General features: G+C 35.1%; 16 protein-coding genes. 3 read left to right on the plus strand and 13 right to left on the minus strand.

Annotated features, from left to right (window positions below; translation table 11 throughout):
- Positions 1-82 precede the first annotated feature (82 nt).
- From F5ESL0225_RS07185 to F5ESL0225_RS07200, 4 genes are all read right to left on the minus strand, one after another.
- Positions 83-922, minus strand: coding sequence for a hypothetical protein (locus F5ESL0225_RS07185; protein WP_122022266.1), 840 nt, complete (start codon positions 920-922; stop codon positions 83-85).
- A 135-nt stretch (positions 923-1057) separates the two neighbouring features.
- The gene (locus tag F5ESL0225_RS07190) at positions 1058-2827 is read right to left on the minus strand and encodes an SLAP domain-containing protein (RefSeq protein WP_122022267.1); all 1770 of its coding nucleotides are present in this window, start codon (positions 2825-2827) and stop codon (positions 1058-1060) included.
- 526 nt (positions 2828-3353) lie between these two features.
- Entirely contained in the window at positions 3354-3617 is a 264-nt protein-coding gene (locus F5ESL0225_RS07195) for a DUF2922 domain-containing protein (protein WP_233551666.1), read from the minus strand.
- A gap of 9 nt (positions 3618-3626) precedes the next feature.
- A complete protein-coding gene (locus tag F5ESL0225_RS07200) occupies positions 3627-3848 on the minus strand; it encodes a DUF1659 domain-containing protein (protein WP_122022268.1) in 222 nt (73 codons plus the stop codon).
- A gap of 208 nt (positions 3849-4056) precedes the next feature.
- Between F5ESL0225_RS07200 and F5ESL0225_RS07205 the strand changes: the two genes are divergently transcribed.
- The 3 genes from F5ESL0225_RS07205 (at position 4057) to F5ESL0225_RS07215 (ending at position 7776) form a co-directional block, all read left to right on the plus strand.
- On the plus strand, positions 4057-4962 hold the full coding sequence (locus F5ESL0225_RS07205; RefSeq protein WP_122022269.1) for a hypothetical protein: 906 nt from the start codon (positions 4057-4059) through the stop codon (positions 4960-4962).
- Between the two features lie 207 nt (positions 4963-5169).
- Positions 5170-5622, plus strand: coding sequence for a hypothetical protein (locus tag F5ESL0225_RS07210; RefSeq protein WP_199716454.1), 453 nt, complete (start codon positions 5170-5172; stop codon positions 5620-5622).
- Between the two features lie 117 nt (positions 5623-5739).
- Entirely contained in the window at positions 5740-7776 is a 2037-nt protein-coding gene (locus tag F5ESL0225_RS07215) for a KUP/HAK/KT family potassium transporter (protein ID WP_122048156.1), read from the plus strand.
- A gap of 73 nt (positions 7777-7849) precedes the next feature.
- Here the strand turns inward: F5ESL0225_RS07215 and F5ESL0225_RS07220 are convergent, their stop codons facing one another.
- The 9 genes from F5ESL0225_RS07220 to phnC form a co-directional block, all read right to left on the minus strand.
- Positions 7850-9799 (minus strand): M13 family metallopeptidase, encoded by a 1950-nt coding sequence (locus F5ESL0225_RS07220; protein ID WP_122022271.1) that lies wholly within the window; start codon positions 9797-9799, stop codon positions 7850-7852.
- Between the two features lie 89 nt (positions 9800-9888).
- Positions 9889-11106, minus strand: coding sequence for an MFS transporter (locus tag F5ESL0225_RS07225; protein ID WP_122022272.1), 1218 nt, complete (start codon positions 11104-11106; stop codon positions 9889-9891).
- Positions 11107-11271: 165 nt separating this feature from the next.
- Positions 11272-12546, minus strand: a complete 1275-nt coding sequence (locus tag F5ESL0225_RS07230; RefSeq protein ID WP_122022273.1) for a carboxylate--amine ligase — start codon at positions 12544-12546, stop codon at positions 11272-11274.
- A 20-nt stretch (positions 12547-12566) separates the two neighbouring features.
- On the minus strand, positions 12567-14516 hold the full coding sequence (gene asnB / locus F5ESL0225_RS07235) for an asparagine synthase (glutamine-hydrolyzing) (RefSeq protein ID WP_122022274.1): 1950 nt from the start codon (positions 14514-14516) through the stop codon (positions 12567-12569).
- Positions 14517-14614: 98 nt separating this feature from the next.
- The gene (locus F5ESL0225_RS07240; protein WP_122048157.1) at positions 14615-16012 is read right to left on the minus strand and encodes a metallophosphoesterase; all 1398 of its coding nucleotides are present in this window, start codon (positions 16010-16012) and stop codon (positions 14615-14617) included.
- Between the two features lie 52 nt (positions 16013-16064).
- Positions 16065-16550 carry a hypothetical protein gene (locus F5ESL0225_RS07245; protein ID WP_122022276.1) on the minus strand — a complete coding sequence of 162 codons (486 nt, stop codon included), beginning with the start codon at positions 16548-16550 and terminating at the stop codon, positions 16065-16067.
- 255 nt (positions 16551-16805) lie between these two features.
- Positions 16806-17618: a phosphonate ABC transporter, permease protein PhnE gene (gene phnE / locus F5ESL0225_RS07250; RefSeq protein WP_122022277.1), complete on the minus strand. Its 813-nt coding sequence runs from the start codon at positions 17616-17618 to the stop codon at positions 16806-16808.
- Positions 17618-18421, minus strand: a complete 804-nt coding sequence (phnE, locus tag F5ESL0225_RS07255; RefSeq protein WP_090092583.1) for a phosphonate ABC transporter, permease protein PhnE — start codon at positions 18419-18421, stop codon at positions 17618-17620. Before phnE (F5ESL0225_RS07255) ends, phnE (F5ESL0225_RS07250) begins: the two co-directional genes overlap by 1 nt.
- Positions 18414-19187 carry a phosphonate ABC transporter ATP-binding protein gene (phnC, locus tag F5ESL0225_RS07260; RefSeq protein WP_118896182.1) on the minus strand — a complete coding sequence of 258 codons (774 nt, stop codon included), beginning with the start codon at positions 19185-19187 and terminating at the stop codon, positions 18414-18416. Before phnC ends, phnE (F5ESL0225_RS07255) begins: the two co-directional genes overlap by 8 nt.

Raw genomic sequence — 19187 nt, forward strand, 5'->3', positions numbered from 1 at the left:
TAATATTTTACGCGGGCTTTTAACTGTAGGCGACCAAAATCCGGTTAAAAAACAGCTAAACCGAATTGGTTTAGCTGTTACTTTAATATAACGTATCTGGTCGTTTGCTTAAATAATATACTGTCTTATTTGCCTCAATTAAATAAGGCATTTCAAATTCGTCAGCTAAATAGTGTACATACCTTAGTTGCCTTTTTTGATTAACAGCAGAAATAATACTCTTCAAGGAAAGATCACCTATTGCCTTATGCGGATGAAAATAATCAGATTGATCAATCAACGAGGGCCCACGTTTTTTGGATAAAGTAATCCCAAAATAAATAGCTGCATGCTGTGCTAATAATTTAGAAATTACATGATTAAAAAATAAAGCATTAGATATCTTTTCAAATAAATATTTACTATGCTTATTGAAAATAAAACTGTAACGATGCCCGTTATAGTTAATTGTTTTAAAAATAACGGTTGCTGAACTTAAAAACTCAAATTTACTAATTTGATGTAAGGCTATCCAGTCAACATTGCTACTATTATAGCTTTGGAGGGAAAAGTAGGTTAAATTCCCAGTTGCAATTACATTATGTCCTTTTAAATTAAGTTTATCGGCTAATTCTCGTTGAAATTCTAACCCACCAAGTAAGACTTTTTGTGCAAAAGCAGTGATTAGGGCACTACTACTTTGCTGACAAAGTACAATCCCTTCTTGACAATCAAAAATCACGCTTTTATAAATTCCTAAAAATGGTTGCTGATGAAATTCATAAATTGCAAGTGTATTGGCATTAAGCAAATAAGTGTTAGTCCTAATTAAATATTGCTCTACTGCCTTATCTTTTCCAACTCGTTCCTGTAATAACTGCTTTGACCAAACTTGATAGCGCGGGTTATGTGGTAAGTGACAAGTAGTATGCGTCTTATTCATGATAATACTCCTTTCTAGCACAATAAAATATACATTTATAGTAATACTATCATGAACAACTTTAACTTAAACACCAAAAAACGGAAACGATAATCGTTTCCGCTCTGGTAATTAATTATTTAATTGACTAATTAATTAAAAGTTAGCAACTTTAACGTATTGCTTAGCAGGTCCACCGATACGGTAGTATGACTTACCATTCTTGAACTTGTAAGGGTTACCGTAAGTAGTTACCTTCTCACCCTTACGCAATACACGACGGTCAGCACGCTTGGTGCTAGTCTTGTAAACGTAAGCATTGTGAGTCAAAGTACGTACAGTACCATCAATGTTGTCAGCCATTACGTATTGGTTGTCACCAATCTTGTAAACTAAGCTACCATCAGCAAGCTTAGTAGCTTTACCATAAACGTCAACGTTAGTGTAAGCTGCTAAAGTCTTGTCGCCAACACGCTTGTGGTTAGCATCGTAAATGTAAGCATTGTGCATAACCTTCTTAGTTACCTTGTCGCCAGGTTTAACTGAACCATCAACGTACTTAGTTTCTACGTAAAGGTCTGAATCGGCACTGTTAATGTGAGTGTATGACTTACCATTAACTACAATTGCATCACCAAAAGTAGCAATTTGGTCACCGTTCTTAACAACAGTCTTAGTGTCAGTTACAGTGTTACCAGTAATCTTGTAAACTGGAACATCTACATCTGATTGAACAGTCTTATAAGTAGCACCCTTAGTACCAACAGTTAACATGAAGGTTACCTTAGTAGTCTTCTTGTCAGCGTTAGTAGCAGAAACAGTAACTGGGTACTTACCAGCAACCTTAGTGTTTACCTTGCTGATATCAACAGTTGGTGTCATAGCAGCTGCACCAGTAGTGTTACTTACTTTTGCAGTAAAGGCATCTTCAATAGCCTTCTTGTCAACTACACCATTAACTGGTACATAGTTGAAGCTTGCGCTATCTGGAAGAGCATCAATTGTCTTATTACCAACATAACCAGTACCATTGTAGCTGATTAATGGGAATGAATCATCAGTAGCAGCTTGTGGATTAACAGTAACTACAAAAGTAGCAGTTTTACCATTAGTTGACTTCAAGTTCAAAGTAACTGGGAAAGCAGCTGCTGGCTTATCAAAACTACTATCAGCCTTTACAGTTACACCAGCATTCTTAAGTGCAGCGCGAACATCTGCCTCAACATCAGCAAATGAAGCAGTAGCAGCATTAGCATCAGTAGTGGTGTTAGCAGCTACATACTTAGCGTTAATTGCAGCTACTACAGCAGCTACATTCAATTGAGCACTAGTAAGATCAACTGAGCCAGCATCTACAGCCTTACCATCAGTCTTGTTTTCTCTAACGTAAGGTGCACCAGTCTTAGTTGCATCAGCAAGGTTGAAGCCGTCACTTACAATACCAAAACCAGCAATTGTACCAGTTGCATCAGCATTAACAGTGTAAGTAGTACCATTAGCTGTAATCTTGTATTCCTTATTAGCTGTTAAACCAGTAAGAGTAATAGTAGCAGCAGCATAGTAAGTAGCACCAGTAGCAAGTTGTGTAACTTCAGTACCGGAACCTACTTTACCTTTAGCTGGAGCTGTAGCATCAGCTGTAGCTGTGTAAACCTTAGCTTTTGAAACAGATACTGAAGCACCTGTTGGCAAAGTTGGGGTTGCAAGTGATGCAGTTACTTTAGAAGCTGGATCATTTGCTGCTAAACTAGCAACGTTAGTGATGTTTAACTTGATTGAAGCTTCAGCTGGAGCTGTATTAGTAGTTCCACCTTCAACCGGTACGTTAATATCAGCTGAAACAGTTGATACAACAGAAGTAGCAACTGGGGCTACGGCTAATAATGCAGCAGCAGCAGCGCTAACAATTCTTAAATTTTTCTTCATGTGGTCTTTCCTCCTTGTGTATATACAAAATAGTAATAGGCTATAGGTTCAGTCGTTTTGATCCTACATTGTTACAACACCCTTCGAGTCGAATTCATAAGTTTATAACTCTTATGAGGTAGCTCTCCAACTGAAGAACGCGCATGCGTACAGGCTGTCGAACCTGAAGCATAGCTATTACTTACCACATTCCATATTGTACCTAGCTTTAAACTAAAATGCAAGGTATGGGGTTATTTTACATACTTTTGTAATAAACGGTTTCATTTTTTTCAAAATGACTAAATTTTGCAATATTAATTAAGCCTATGAATTCAGTTTTTTTATCAAATTAAAGTTATAATCGTTATTTTATTTTACTTTTTATTTTACAAAATATTAACAAAATAATTTGAATATATCAAAAAAGTCACGCGTTTTATAGTTTGCGTGACTTTAACGGTGAAATAATTATAGTTTACGCCATAAATGGCGCAGTTTATAACTTATTTTTTGCAGTATCATCAGAATTTGCAGATCTACTTTCCTAATTTCTAGTATGGTCGAACAAACTAGTAACAGTTCGTTCAATATATGAAGCAGACTGAGGAATTTTATACAAATCAACTCCATCCTTACTAAAGCTGTCTGCTTGAGCAATTTGATTCATTGCCCTTTCAACAGTGACTGCAGTTAAATTTTCAATTGCATCCGGTAAAGCAACATTAGTCTTTTTACCAGCACCATTTAAGAATGTTAATTGCAAAATTTTACTTTTTACGGACATGATTTTTGCCTTTCTTCCTATCATTATTAATCTTTAGTCTTGCTCATTTAGCTTAATTGCTTGCTTTTGAATTAAAGTCGCACTGCCTAAGCTATTACCTTGCAAACTGGCAATGGCAGTGCCAAATTGGGCCAATCCCGTTGCTGTTGCTCCCTTTTTAACATGGGGAAAGATACGATTTTTGCCTTTTTTAGAATTACTGTTTTCATCGACAAACGTATATTCTATTGCTTGATCAATTAGTTCAAAATTCATTTTTATCAACCTTCCTTAATTAAAACTGTTTTAAGTAAGCAATCTGCGCGCTAGATCTCTTACACTATTAATAACGAATTAAAAAATCAAAATGTAACATTTTTTAAAAAATTGACTTTCTTTTATTAAAAACAGCCCTTAGGTAGTCAAATCAATCCAAACAAACTATAATTAATATTAATATTAGTAAGGAGGACAAATTCCTATTATGAAAAAAACTACGATTTGGACAATTGTAGCTGCAGTAGTTGTTGTCTTAGGAGGCAGTTTCTTTTTTGTTAAACAAAATTCAACTAATAATCAAGTTGAAGCTTCCTATAATCAAGCAATTACACATGGTAAAAAAGCAGTCGCAAATAAAAATTATGCTGAAGCTAGTAATAAGTTTAAGCAGGCACTAAATATTAAAAAGACCAAACAAGCAGCTGCTTATAAAAGTCAGGCTGATAACATGCTTGTTACAATTAAATATGCCCAAGATGGTAAATATAATCAGGCATTAAAAGCTATCAATCAAGTCATCACTAAAAGTAATGGGTATCCTGTTTTAACCAAACAGGGAGAAAAGTTGAAGTCTCTTGTTGAAGACGTAGAAGATGATTATAAACACGAAATTAAGCCAATTTTTGCAACCGCCTCTCAAGCTGAGGCTGATAAACAATATTTAAAAGCTATTGAACAATACCAAAAAGTTTTAAATTTACCTTACATTGGCGATAAATACTACCAAAAATATAAAAATATCGCTCAAGCAGGAATTAAAAAGGATAAAAAAGCTGCCACTAATGGTAAATCTGCTATTCAGGGTTATGCCGCTATCTCAGGTAATGGATCCAGTTCAAATAACCATGCTAAAAGCAATAATGCCCAAAATAGTATTGGCGCAACTGGCAATGCTGGCAAAACTGGTGAAGGCTCAATGGGCAATCACCAAGTTAACGGTAAAACTGTTGCCAAAAATCAAATTGCCCAATTACGTAAACGCGTTGGTAAGTTGGGTTACGATGCTATGTCATGGAGCCCACAGGACTTAATTGATCTTTACCGTAGCTCTAAGCGAGCTAATCCTAATCTAATTACTAAAAAGGATGTGCAAAAATATCTAAAGCCCTAATTTAACTCCAAAAAATCGCCCTTAACTTGGGCGTTTTTGGTTATCTTGTACTATTGCTAATGGAACTACTCGTTTTACTCATGCATATAGTAAGAAAGACTAACCCTATTAAGCAGCCATCATTAGAATAGTTGCTTTTACTAGCTAAAGTCGGTAAAATTACTATTGACTTTCACGTTTCCTATTTTTATTAAAGGAGTGTCCGCTTTGACTGAAAAAGAAAATAATATCAAAGATACAGATAACGAAAAAGAACAAGATAAAGAAAAAGAATTAAAAGAAGAAGAACTAAAAGTAGTTATGCCTGAAGCAACATGGACTACTATGCCACAGACTGAGTTTACTGAACAGCCTGACTATCTCCAAGTTTTTACTTACTTTTACATTGCTAAATTCAACCAACAAGATTTGGAAATCATGAATTTATATGATACCAATTCTAATATGGTTGACATTAACCATTACCTACTTGATAATATTCATTTTGAACAAAAAGAGCTTATGCGGCATGCTTTACAATACCATGCGCAAAATCTCCAAAACATTGTCGATGAAATTATTCATCAAGATAATATCAAAGCAGCAGAGATGACTTCATATGACGATTGGAATAATTGGTATGAAAATCGTCGTGATAATATTTCTACTTCTTTGTCATAATTTACTTGTACTATAACTAAAAAAAGAACAAAATATATCCTTAGATGAGAATGTCAAGTTGACATTCTCTTTTACTTAAACAATTTTTATATTAATCTATTGGAGTATAGAATAACTATGGATCGAAAAAAGAAACAGATTTCAGTAGCAGGTCTGCTGATTACGATAGGAATTGTTTACGGTGATATTGGTACTAGTCCGCTATACGTTATGAAATCAATCGTAACTGGCAACGGCGGTATTGCCAATGTTAACCGTGAGCTAATTTTAGGTTCAATTTCTTTGATTTTTTGGACTGTTACCTTATTGACGACTGTTAAGTATGTCATGATTGCTCTCAACGCAACTAATCACGGCGAAGGAGGAATTTTTGCATTATATGCACTTGTTCGTAAAAGAGCTAAGTGGCTAGTAATGCCAGCATTAATTGGCGGTGCAGCATTACTGGCTGACGGCACCTTAACCCCTGCAGTAACAGTAACAACATCAATTGAAGGGCTAAAAAATATGCACTTTGGTTCAAGCATCCCTGTTCCTGATCAAAATTCTGTCATTATCATTACTATCGTAATTTTATTACTATTATTTTCAATTCAAGCTTTTGGTACTAGCATAATTGGTAAGGCATTTGGACCAATTATGTTAATCTGGTTTAGCTTCTTAGGCTTAATTGGCATCCACAATATGATGCAAGATTGGTCTATCCTAGAGGCACTAAATCCTCTTTTAGCTATCAAAGTTTTATTTAGTCCTGCTAATAAAGTTGGTATCTTTATCTTAGGTTCAATCTTTTTGGCAACAACTGGCGCAGAGGCCTTATATTCTGATGTAGGTCATGTTGGTCGTGGTAATATTTTAGGTTCTTGGCCATATGTCTTTATTTGCTTAGCACTAAACTATCTGGGACAAGGCGTTTGGATTTTGCAAAATCCAAACTACCATACAAACGGAACGGAGCTAAATCCCTTCTTTGAGGCGGTACCCACTAATTTACGTTTATTTGCAATTATCTTAGCAACAATTGCTGCTATTATTGCTTCGCAAGCTTTAATTACCGGATCTTTTACCCTTGTGTCTGAAGCAAGTGGACTTAAATTCTTACCGAGAATGAAAATCAACTACCCTACAACTGAACACGGGCAGATTTATATCCCTGCTGTTAATAAAATGATTTGTGTAGTCACGATTGCAATTGTTATGTTCTTCCGTACCTCAGAGCATATGGAAGCTGCTTATGGTCTATCTATCACGGTTACCATGTTAATGACTACCTTGCTTCTATTTGAATATTTAGGTGCCAAAGACCATCCACTGATTTTACGTCTTTGTTTCCTTATCGTTTTTGGTTTCATCGAAGGTATGTTTTTAATTTCTAGTTTAACTAAGTTCACCCATGGTGGTTATGTTACAGTCTTAATTGCTGGCTTCATTGGAATTATTATGTTTATCTGGTTCTTCGGTAATAAGGTTCGGGACAAACATGAAGGAGCGAACACTTATGTTCGTTTAGATAAATATACTGATATGCTGACTGATCTTAGTCACGATGATGATTATCCAGTCTATGCTACTAACTTAGTCTACATGGCTAAAGTGAAGTATAATAAATTTATTAAACGTGAAATTTTATATTCAATTTTGGATAAAAGGCCAAAAAGAGCGGGAGCCTATTGGTTTGTTTCCGTAAACATTACTAATGAACCATATACAGCAAAATATGCCGTAAATACTTATGACACCAAGAATGTAATTAACGTTCAATTGTATTTAGGTTTTAAAAAGCAAACTAGTGTAAATGTTTATTTACGCCAAGTGGTTCATGATCTAATTAAAGATGGAACAATTGAATCGCAACCACAAGAATATACAACCTCACCTGGTCGAGAGGTAGGTGACTTTTCATTCGTCATTGTCAAAGATGCCGTCAGCCCACTAACTAAATTAAAAGGCTTTGAAAAATGGATTGTTACGGCTCGCGTTTGGTTACAAAATTTGTCCTCTAATCCTGCATCTTGGTTTGGCTTGGAATATACTGATACTGTAGTCGAAAGCGTACCATTAATCTTAGGTCGACCAAGTAGGGATTTACATATTAAACGAGTCGCCTCATGTGATTATTCTCATTTAAAAAATGAAGATGAAGTAATTCAATAGTTAATAATCCTGCATATAAAAAAACACTGATCAAAAATTTTTGATCAGTGTTTTTTGTTACGTTGTTTGCCAATTACCAAATATCTACGCGTTTATCGGGATCTAGCCACATGCCATCTTCAGGTGTTACCGCAAAAACTTTATAAAAGTCATCTTGGCATTGAATTTGTACATTAGCCCGTAACGGACCAGGTGCATGCACGTCGACGGCTGTTTGCGTCTTGATTGATTCAGTTAATTGCTTATTTGCCCAAATACGAGCAAAATTCTCAAATAGTTTCTTTAAATCATCATTTTCATTCTTAGCAGCTTCAACAGCAGCGGTCAAGCCTCCTTGATCAGCAATATTTTCCGAAACAATTTGCTTACCGTTCAATTTCACTGGTCCATATTCAATACCATCAAACAAATCAATTTCTTCTTGTGTTCGCTTTTTGAATTCAGCATAGTCTGCTTCGGTCCACCAATTAGTCATATTACCTAATTCATCAAATTGAGCACCATTATTATCAAAAGCATGTGAAACTTCATGAGCAATAACCGTCCCAATGCCACCAAAATTAGTTGCTCTATCCTGCTTTAAATCATAAAATGGTGCTTGCAAAATGGCTGCTGGAAAAGTCAAATCATTTCTTTGGGGATCATAACAGGCATTAACCAAATTACCCGGCATTGCCCAAACCGTACGATCAACCTTTTGATGTAGTTGCTCAATATTGTACTTTTGTTCTGCAACAGCAAAGGCGCGCTCATTAGAATAAAGGCTACCGCCTTGACTGGCTGGAATCACTTTCAGCCGATTGTAAATTTCTTCTATCTTATCTGGGTACCCAATCTTAAGCTCTAAAGCCTCAAGTTTAATGATTGCCTTTTTCTTAGTTTCAGCAGACAGCCAGCTATTTTGCTGTAAACGATCTTTATAGACATCCAACATCCGCTGAATCATATCTTCAACATCTTTTTTCGCATCAGCGCCAAAGTATTCTTTACCATAATACACACCAACTACTTCACTAAAACTTCCATCAGCGATATGGTAAGCTTGTTTATTGCCCTCAGCCAATTTAGGTTGACCAGATAGGGCTTGACTAAATGGAAAAGCAGCTTCACGAAACTCTTGCGACAAGTCAGAGGCAGCACCATTAATAAAGTTAACAATCATCCAGCCTTTTATTTCAGCGAAGTTATCCTTATTAATAATTTCATTAATATGGTCAAGATAACGTGGCTCTTCGACAATAATCCGCTCGGGTTCTTCACCAATTACTTCTTTAAGATAATGTTGAATCTTAAATTCACTAAATTTATCTTCAAAATCAGCAATCGCCATTGGGTTGTAGGTAGCTGGATAATCAGCCCATTCTTCAGCAGACTTGACTACTTTAGCCAACTTAGCATCAAATTCAATAGCAGCTGCCGCATATTTTTGAGCTTCATCTTCAGCAATACCAGCCATTTGAAGTAACTTAACTGATTGCTGTTGTAAAATTGCCAATAACTTGGGAGCATCTGCGGTTTGATAAGTGGTAGTATCTGGTAAAAATGTACCTGGACCAGCAAAGTATAATACATTAACTTTGGTATTTTTCATGTCAGGCTCCACATCAAAACCAAATGGTAGCGATGCAAAGGTAGTCAAGTCAGGAGCAGTTAAATTAAAATCAGAAAAATCCTTGATACCGGTCAAAATATTCAAATCGGCTTTGATTGGCTCAGCACCTTCTCTGTTACGCTTATCAAAATCACTAGCTAATTGATATAATTTGACTGCCTCTGCTAAATTAGGGATAGCAGGAATTTCTTTTTTGCCAGTAGCAAAGTCTGCAAAATCTTGCATTAAATGTTTCTCAACATTAACATCAATACCATCAAAAGATGCCATTCGCGAGCGATCACTCGGAATCTTTGTCTTTTCAATCCATTCCGAATTAACTGCCAAATAAATATTGTCTTGCGGTCGAGTACCTACTTTAGGCTCAATTACATCACCGCTACCGCCACGAACTGCAAAATTTTTTCTCATGCTAACACTCCTTTTAAATTAAAATTAAAATTTGAATAAATTAATATTGTCATTTTAATTATACAGCTTATCAACAAATATTTAACACATTATTTATATAACTTAATATATTTCCTTAACTTAGCATACAATGGTAAAAGTAATAGTACCATTAAAAATATCCCACCAGCAGCAATAATAAAAAAGGGAATATATCCTGCACGATCAATTATCATTCCCCCAAATAAGGGACCAAAGGCTTGGCCAATTCCCCGCGCTACATTAATCACGCCCTGATACTTTCCCTTACTGCTAAGCGGAGATAACTCATTAACATATGCTGGAACTGCGGGAAACGCCGTTGCTTCACCTAAGGTTAGGACCACCATTGATAAGGCAAAATGAACAAAATCACGAGCAAAAATAAGTGTAGCAAAAGAAATAGCAAACATTAATGTACCAAAAATAATTTGTTGAAATAGGTTTTTAAATAAATAGGGATAACGAGCTAAAATTACTTGTACAATTACGATAATTGCCCCATTAAGCGTCCATAGCAAACTATATAAATGAAATGGTATACCTAATGACACCATGTACACTGAAAGGTTCGATTCCCAATTCATATACATTAACCAAGTGACTGCCAAAGACAATAAAAAACCACACATTAACATCGTATTGTACTTAGGCATTGGTTCAAATTTATTTTTTTCCCCAACTTTTACACTTGTATGCCTTTGCCGGTGAAAATTACTAATTGGTCGATAGTGAATTGCTGCGTTAATACAACCAATTATAAATAAAGATGCCGCTAATAAAAATAAGAATTCAATTGAAAAATCGTACAAATAACCCACTAAAAGCGTACCTGTGACAGTACCTACATTTTGGGCAAAATAAATCAAATTGAACACATATTTTCCTGGATATTTACGCAAACTTGTCGCAATTGAATTAATTAGGGTCCCATCCCAGCCACTAGCAAATCCTGTCAAAACAAGCCAAAACCAATATTCAGGCCAACCATGAAATAAAGCCATCAAAATTAAAATTAAAGCATCGATTCCCAAACCAATTACAATTAGTGGATATGGGTTATATCTATCATAAAGCCAACCTGCGACAATTGATCCTAAGACATTACTGGCACAATTACAAAATAATACAATACCAATTACTGACAAACTAATATGCAATTGTTTATTCAAATAGACTGAAGTTAACGGCCAAACAAAGCTTGACCCAATCCAGGTTACTAATTCGCCTAGTAATAGCCAACGCAATTTGACTTCTGTTTCATTATTTGATCCATGTGAGAGTTTCATTTATTCCGTCCTTCCCAATTAGCATTCCATTTACCAGTTTAACAAGAAGCGTGCAAAAAAACACCCCGACTAATAATCTAAATATTATAAAAATCAAGTTATTGCCTTTGAGACATTATAAAATCATTAAAAAGCTCATCTCTTAAGTGAGATGAGCTTTTAAAATTATTGTTTCTTCTGCTGAATAAAGAACTGTCCTTTATTCACTTGATAATACTTTTGATAACGCCCTATATAATTATGGAACATATATTTAAGTAGTAGCCAACGCTTAAAATTACGATCTTTTTCATAAAAAACCGTAGTACCATAACGTCCTTCATGAATTAATTCTTCAGCTAGACGTTTAGCATTATTATTAGTAGCATACTGCTTAAATACTTTTACCGGAATTCCTAACCATAAAGTATGTTGCGACTTAAGTTTATTACCATAAACTGGCTCTTTTTCCTGCAAACTATCGGTAACATAGTCATCAACGTACCATTTAGCCAAATTATAACCATTTAAAGTAACGTAAAAGCTTGATCGACCTTGCCGCAAATTAATTTCGAAAAACTTATACTTACCATCTCGATTATCATATTTAATATCAAAATTAGCCATCCCGACATAATTTAATTTTTCTAAAAATGATTCAACTTGTTCATACAGCTTTTCATCATATTCAGGCAAAATCGCCATATAATTACCAATTGCCTGCGGAGTAGGATCCTCTAGCAATGGGTGACCTAAGCACATCATTTTAACATGATGATTTTTATCAACATAGGCATTTAAAACACGCATATTAGAATCATCACCCGGAATAAAGTCCTGTAAAATTAAATCTGCTTTGTAGCCATTGCTATAAATTTTACTAATAATATCTTTTAATTCAGCTTCATTATGAATTGTAAAAGCTTTTTTACGTCCTTCAAAATGAACATCAAGCCAAGATACCGGATCTTCTGGCTTTAATTCGATTGGATAATCGAATGGAAGCTTTAAATAATTTTCTGCTTGATAATCAGCTACGGTCACAATCTTAGTCTTAGGATAAGGAAGCCCATATTCTTCGGCAATTTGATAAAAGCCCTCTTTTGAAATTAATTTTTTCAACAGATCATAATCAATATAAGGAACAATGAAAGTTGCTTCAAGTTCTTCCTTGTGTTTAGCTAATAGTTCGGCATAGCCATCACCACAAGCAATTAAGATCACCGGCTCTTGATGATCTTGGTAGATTTTCATCTGGTCACGCATAACTTCAATAAAAGTTGGATCTTCACTAAACCCTTGATGTAGTTCAACGCTTACAATTTTGGAGTAACGAGTTGGCGCCAATTGACTATCAGCTAGTGCTTTAACTTTAATACCATATTCTTCATTGAATGAACGAGCCATACCATAAACGTTAATATCACTACCTAGTAGAATTGGTGTAAAATCCTGTTTCATTTTTTAAAATTTGCTCCTAATTAGACTAACTTGCCTTGTTCAATTAAGTTAGCTACTTCCGGTTGTACATGCTGATAGCGGTTGACTGTCTCATCATAATCAACAAAGAACAATTTGTACCAAACAAGGAAAGTATAAATTGTCCAAATTTGTCGCCGATGCGAACCATCACCCTTGTAATTATCATCAAGTAGCTGCAAAATTTTATCCTGTTCAAAAATATCCTGAACAAAAGCTTCACTAAATAGTTCACGTACCTGTTTATAAAAACGAGGTTCTTGCAGCCATTGTTTAATTGGAGTTGGAAAACCTAGTTTAGGACGTTTAGCCCATTCAGCTGGTAATACCTTTTCAGAAGCCTTCCGCAAGGCATACTTAGTATCGTGCTTATTAACAAGATATTCTGTGGGGATTGAATTAGCCCGTTGCGCTATTTTTTTATCCAAATACGGTACCCTTAATTCCAAAGAGTGCGCCATGGAAATCTTATCAGCCTTCTGCTCAATGTCATTAAGCATAAAATGATGCAAATCAATATACTGCATCTGACGAACATTATCAAGGTCTTTAACCTTTTTAAAGTCTGTTTGATAGATACCATTAACAGTTAATTTATTACGATAAGATGGTTTCAAAATACTATTAGCATCTTGAGAAGTAAATATCGTTGGATAATCCAAATCATAAATAACCGATTGACCAACATAAAATTCACTTGGTTCCGCTAAGTTAGTATAAAGATGAACTTTCCCTGGAAAATTGGGCATTTTTTTAATTTTATGGGCTAACTTAACTTTAGTCTTCTTAGGTAATTTTTTGCATTGATTTGTAAATGCTTTGATCACATTGTTATGTGTGTGCATACCATAATTAACATAACCTGCAAACAGTTCATCTGCACCTTCACCTGATAATGCTACCGTAACATGCTTACGTGCCATCTTACACAAGTACCATAAAGGGATAATGGATGGATTAGCATCAGGCTCATCCATATGATATTGCATCTCAGCAAAGTCATGCATTGCTTCATCAGCATTTACCTTATCTGAGAAAAATTGCCAACCTTTAATATCAGCTAGTGCCTTAGCCTTAGATGATTCATCATAAGTAGCATCATCAAAAGAAATCGAAAAAACATCATCCGGATTTAAAATACTAGTAATATAGCTGGAATCGACTCCCTCTGACAAAAAGGCACCTACTGGAACATCAGCATTATGGTAGAGCTCAACTGTTTCACGTAAATCTTCATCAATCTTATTAACAGTTTCTTCAAAGCTTAAATTATTCGCTTTATATTCCGCATCCCAATATTGATGCATCTTCATTTTGCCAGCTTTATACTCAAACCAATGTCCAGCCGGGAAACGATGAATCCCTTTAAAAAAGGTTTCAGCCAAATCATTGTATTGATTCATCAAATATGGCTTAACTGCTTCAGTATTTAAACGACGTTTAAAACCTGGAAATTGCAAAAAGCTCTTAATTTCGGAGCCCATAAGTAGCTGACCATTGTCATCACTATAATATAATGGTTTAATGCCAAAAAAGTCACGTGCACCATACATTGTTTGTGTATTATCATCCCAAATAATAAAGGCAAACATGCCTCGTATGCGCTTAAGTAACTCAGCCATTCCCCATTCCTCATAGCCATGAAGTAAAACTTCAGTATCAGCCTTAGTAGTAAAGGTATGACCCTTTTCAATCAATTCTTCTCTTAACGGCTTGAAATTATAAATTTCACCATTAAAAACAATTGCCCGCGTCTTATCTTCATTAAAAATCGGTTGACTTCCACCACGCAAATCAATAATTGATAATCGTCTAAAGCCAAGCGCCACTTTATCATTAGTGTAAAGTCCATCTGAGTCTGGACCACGGTGCTTAATTGCTGCCATCATTTTGCCAATTGCAGCTTGTTTATCGTTTATTTCTGGATTATAAAACGCGACAATTCCGCACATAGTTTATCTTCCCTTATTTTCAGTAATTTATTTTTTAGTCTAGTCGCTCTATTATATGCTAAAAATCACATATTTACCAAACTACTTGTGAATTTTTACTAAATATAAAAAAATCGTCTCTTACTTGCAGCACCATAGCCAAATACTTGAATTAAGTGTCGATGTAAATCAATATTCACAACATAACCCGCAAATTCTGCTTGATGATCAATCTGTCGTTTCCAATTTTTATTATACTTAGTAGTTAAAACATGTTTAGGACCCATCAAAGCCGAACAATTAAATAAAATATATTGAATACCATTAATTCGATATTGGTCTTCACGGTGCCGATGTCCACAAAAATAGGCGATAATTCGGGCATTTTTGACATTAGTGAAATCAAAATCATTAGCTAAGCGAAATTCCGCAGGAATACCATAGCTAGAATGCATTCGTCCTTTTTCACCTTGATTAAAGGCTACTAATAATTCATGAAGAGAACGTCCATTATATTTCAAAGCATTAGAAGCTTTACGATTAATTGGATTAGCATGGCTCATAAAAATAATATTTTTATTCGAAGACTGCTCCAAAATTTCAATAATTTCTTCAATTTGATCTTCTCTAACACCTAAGGTAATTTTGGCATCATATTTTTTACGGCCTTGCGCATCCAAATAATAGGGTAAGTCTGAAGTATTAACCGCAATAAAGCGAACATTATCTATATCATAGTAACAAACCCCGTGCTGGCGCGAAATATAGTTAATCTCATCTTGTGCGTACATCTGCGGCCACATAATATGTTCGAATTCATTTTCTGGAAACGATGCTTTTAAGTCATGATGCTCATCATATTTATCATTTTCATCATGATTTCCTTTAATCATTATATATGGAATGCAGTTTGACTTAAAAGCATCACGTAATTTAATAAGTTCCCTCTCACCTAAAAATCCGGTATCTGACCCATCAATCCAGTCTCCTAGGTGAACTTTTAAATCTAATAAACCTAAATTATCTAAATAGGAAAACTCACTAACATGGGTTAGCCCATTCCAACCATAAAAATCGATACTGTTGGCATCTTTATAATGGGTATCAGTAATCACACTGACATTTACCGAGTTTTCTCCTTGGCGGACATGCTTTTTTACTCGTTCAACAAATTGTTCTAAATATTCTTCAACCACGTAGCGGCGACCGGTATTCCGATTAGCAAAGGCACGATAGCAGCCTAATTCTTGATTAAAATCACGGACATATTCCGGTTCTAACTTAGTTGTACTTTCTAAACTAAGTGCTTGATGTAAAACACCTTCATCATCTTTATAAACCGTTAATTTATATGGCTGATTATGCGGCGTATGTTGTTCCTCATCAACCCGGTATTCTCCTACGGTTAAGTAATCCTGCATCGGATCAAGTGAGACATTTTTATTTTGCGATAGTTTCTGCTCTCTTACACTACTAATCCGATTAACTAATCCTTTAGCATATCTAAAAAATTCCATTATTCTGCCTCAAGCTAAAGAAAAAGCTGGGCATTAGCCACAGCCTTAATTTTTATTTATTATTTGCCAATGCGTATGCTGCTAACCCAATTGACAAAACTGCATCTTTAGACAATACTGTTTGTAATTCTTGAGCTGCTACTGCTTGAACGGCACCAATTACCTTCAAACTATAGCTAACAACATGAAAATCGACTACATTATTATAAAAATCATCTTCGAAAGGATTTTCATGATTATAAGTCAGATTAATCTCATGTTGATCCACAAAACCATCTACATGATTAGTTAAGATGCGATCATGCAGGTCAGTCAAGTTTGCTGATAAATTAATCAAAGTTAATTTATGATCACTCTCGGTTTCATAATACTGTTCTTGTGTCATTGCAAAGTATTCTTTGACTGGCTTATGCAGTACTTGCAAGCTGTCAATTACACGATAAACAGCCTCGGCATCAAAATCTATTTCTTGGTTTAAAATACTTTCTTGGTTCATGGCCAAATCATCGGCCAAAGTCACTATAGCTAACTTTTCCATGATATCCTCCTAAAGTTCATTCTATATTATACCAAAAAAACTACTATTGCACTTTTTCGAAATAAATTTTTACTCTGTTAACAAAGAATTAATAATTAGAATAATGTTTTTAATTAAAACGGACTACAATTTGTTTATTTTTATCTAAAAATATAAATTTTATTAATTTCATCGACAGCACAGCAAAAACTAACGGTAAATATGACATCCCGATAATAAAAAAAGTAATGCAGTTTTACCTGCACTACTTTTTATTTATACTAATTTTTTACGAATCCAACCAGAAATTGCATCAATAACAATTACCATGACAATAATACCGAGTAAAATAATTCCCACTCGATTCCATTGCCGATACTGTAAAGCAATTATTAAAGGATAGCCAATACCACCAGCGCCAACAAGACCAAGAATTGAAGCTGATCTAATTGAAACATCAAACCGGTATAAGGTATTAGAAATCAGGGCAGGCATTAAGTTAGGTAGGATTGAAAACATGATTATATTCATTTTTGATCCACCAGCCGCAGTTACTGCTTCATTGGGACCATCATCTAAATTTTCAATTGCTTCTGAAAACAATTTAGCTAACATTCCCACTGAGTGAAAACCTAAGGCTAAAACACCAGCTGCTGAACCGGGGCCAACCGCTTTAATAAACATTAAAGCCAAAACTATTTCAGGGAATGACCGAATAATTGCTAAAACAATCTTACCTAAACGTGATATGTACCATTTTTTATGCTTTGTATGTGCTGCCCAAAAAGCAAATGGTAAGGAAATAATTGCTGAGATAAAGGTCCCTAAGAATGCAATACAAACAGTTTCCCATAATTGAGAAACTAAATCTTCACCGGTTCCATTATAAATGTAGGACCAATCAGGATTAAAAATACCTGTAAATATTGCACCAGCAATTTGGCCAGCAGTTTCCTTAATACCACCAAAATCAATCCCTGTACAAGACCAAATAATTAAGAAAACTGTAATTATTGCTATAGCCCAATGTAAGATGCGTTTTTTCCATTCAATTGGCTTAGGAGGCAATTTTTTCATAGTAGTATCCATTAGTTCATCAACGCCTCCCGTGATTTAGATGAAATGTAATCAATTAGTACCACAACCAAAATAATTACAATAATAATTGTCCCGGTTTTTGCATAGTCAAAGACTTGAAGTGTTTGTTGCAAATACAAACCAATCCCACCAGCACCGATATAACCAAGGACTGTTGAAGCCCGCACATTGATTTCAAAGGCATATAGGCAATATGAAATGAAGTAAGTGATAACTTGAGGTAAAACTGCAAAAACAATAATTTGCAATTTATTAGCACCTACAGCAGTTAAAGCTTCAATGGGACCTGGGTCAATTGTTTCAATGGCTTCATAAAATAATTTAACCACTATTCCAAACGTACAAATCGCCAATGCCAAGATACCTGCTACCGGACCAATACCCACAATTGCCACAAAAATTGCTCCCAGGAGTAAGTCAGGTATCGTTCTAATAATATTCATAATTACCCTTAGAATACCAGTTACTGTTTTATTCTTAACAATATTACGTGCAATTAATAATGCATAGATAAAGGCTAAGACTGAACCAATTACAGTTCCCAAAACAGCCATCTTAATCGTCTCCAGCAGAAGCGGAATCACTGCGCCAAGATATGCCCAATTCGGATGAAGCATTTGTAAGAAAATATCAGCAAATTGCCCAAAGTTACTAAAAAAAGCACCTAAACTTGTTTTAGTAACACCAGTTGAAATAAACAAACCGCCAATAAAAATAATCACCCAAATTAAGTTCCAGAATTTGAATTTTTTCTTAGGCAATGTCATTAATTTTTCTGGATCAGTGCTATTCATCTTTTTCACCACCACTGTATATTTGGTCAAAGGTGGACTCTGGCGTTTCACTCATTTTGCCATCATAAATGATTTCACCAGCACGTACGCCGATTACTCGCTTACCAAATTCTTTTGCCAATTGCACGCTATGTAAATTAATAATAACTGTCATACCATGCTTTTCATTGAGCATCTTTAAATCTTGCATTACCCGCCGTGAAGTTTGGGGATCAAGTGACGCTGTAGGCTCATCAGCTAAAATAATATCAGGATTCTGAGTTAAAACCCGAGCAATGGCTACACGTTGCTGCTGACCTCCTGAAAGTTCATCAGCTCGGCTATATACTTTATCAGCCAAATCAACCTGTTGCAGAGCATCATATGCCCTTTGTTTATCCTCTTTAGTAAATAGATTTAGGGTACTCTTCCAAGTTGGATAATATGCTACCCGCCCAGTTAAAACATTACGTAAGACACTCGAACGCTTAACTAAATTAAAGCTTTGAAAAATCATTCCAATATTACGGCGCAACATTCTAAGCTCTTTACCTTTAGCCTTAGTAATTGATTCACCGGCAATTAAAATATCACCGGCACTAATGTCGATTAAGCGGTTGATTGAACGCAGCAAAGTTGATTTTCCTGCACCAGATAAGCCAACAATAACGACAAATTCACCCTTATTAATAGTTAAATTGATATCTTTTAAACCAACAATATCTTTACCATAAATTTTATTTACATTTTTTAATTCAATTATTGGTTTAACTGCAGAATCTGCCAT

This window comes from Lactobacillus sp. ESL0225 (assembly GCF_003692905.1).
In the GTDB taxonomy this organism is placed as follows: domain Bacteria; phylum Bacillota; class Bacilli; order Lactobacillales; family Lactobacillaceae; genus Lactobacillus; species Lactobacillus bombicola.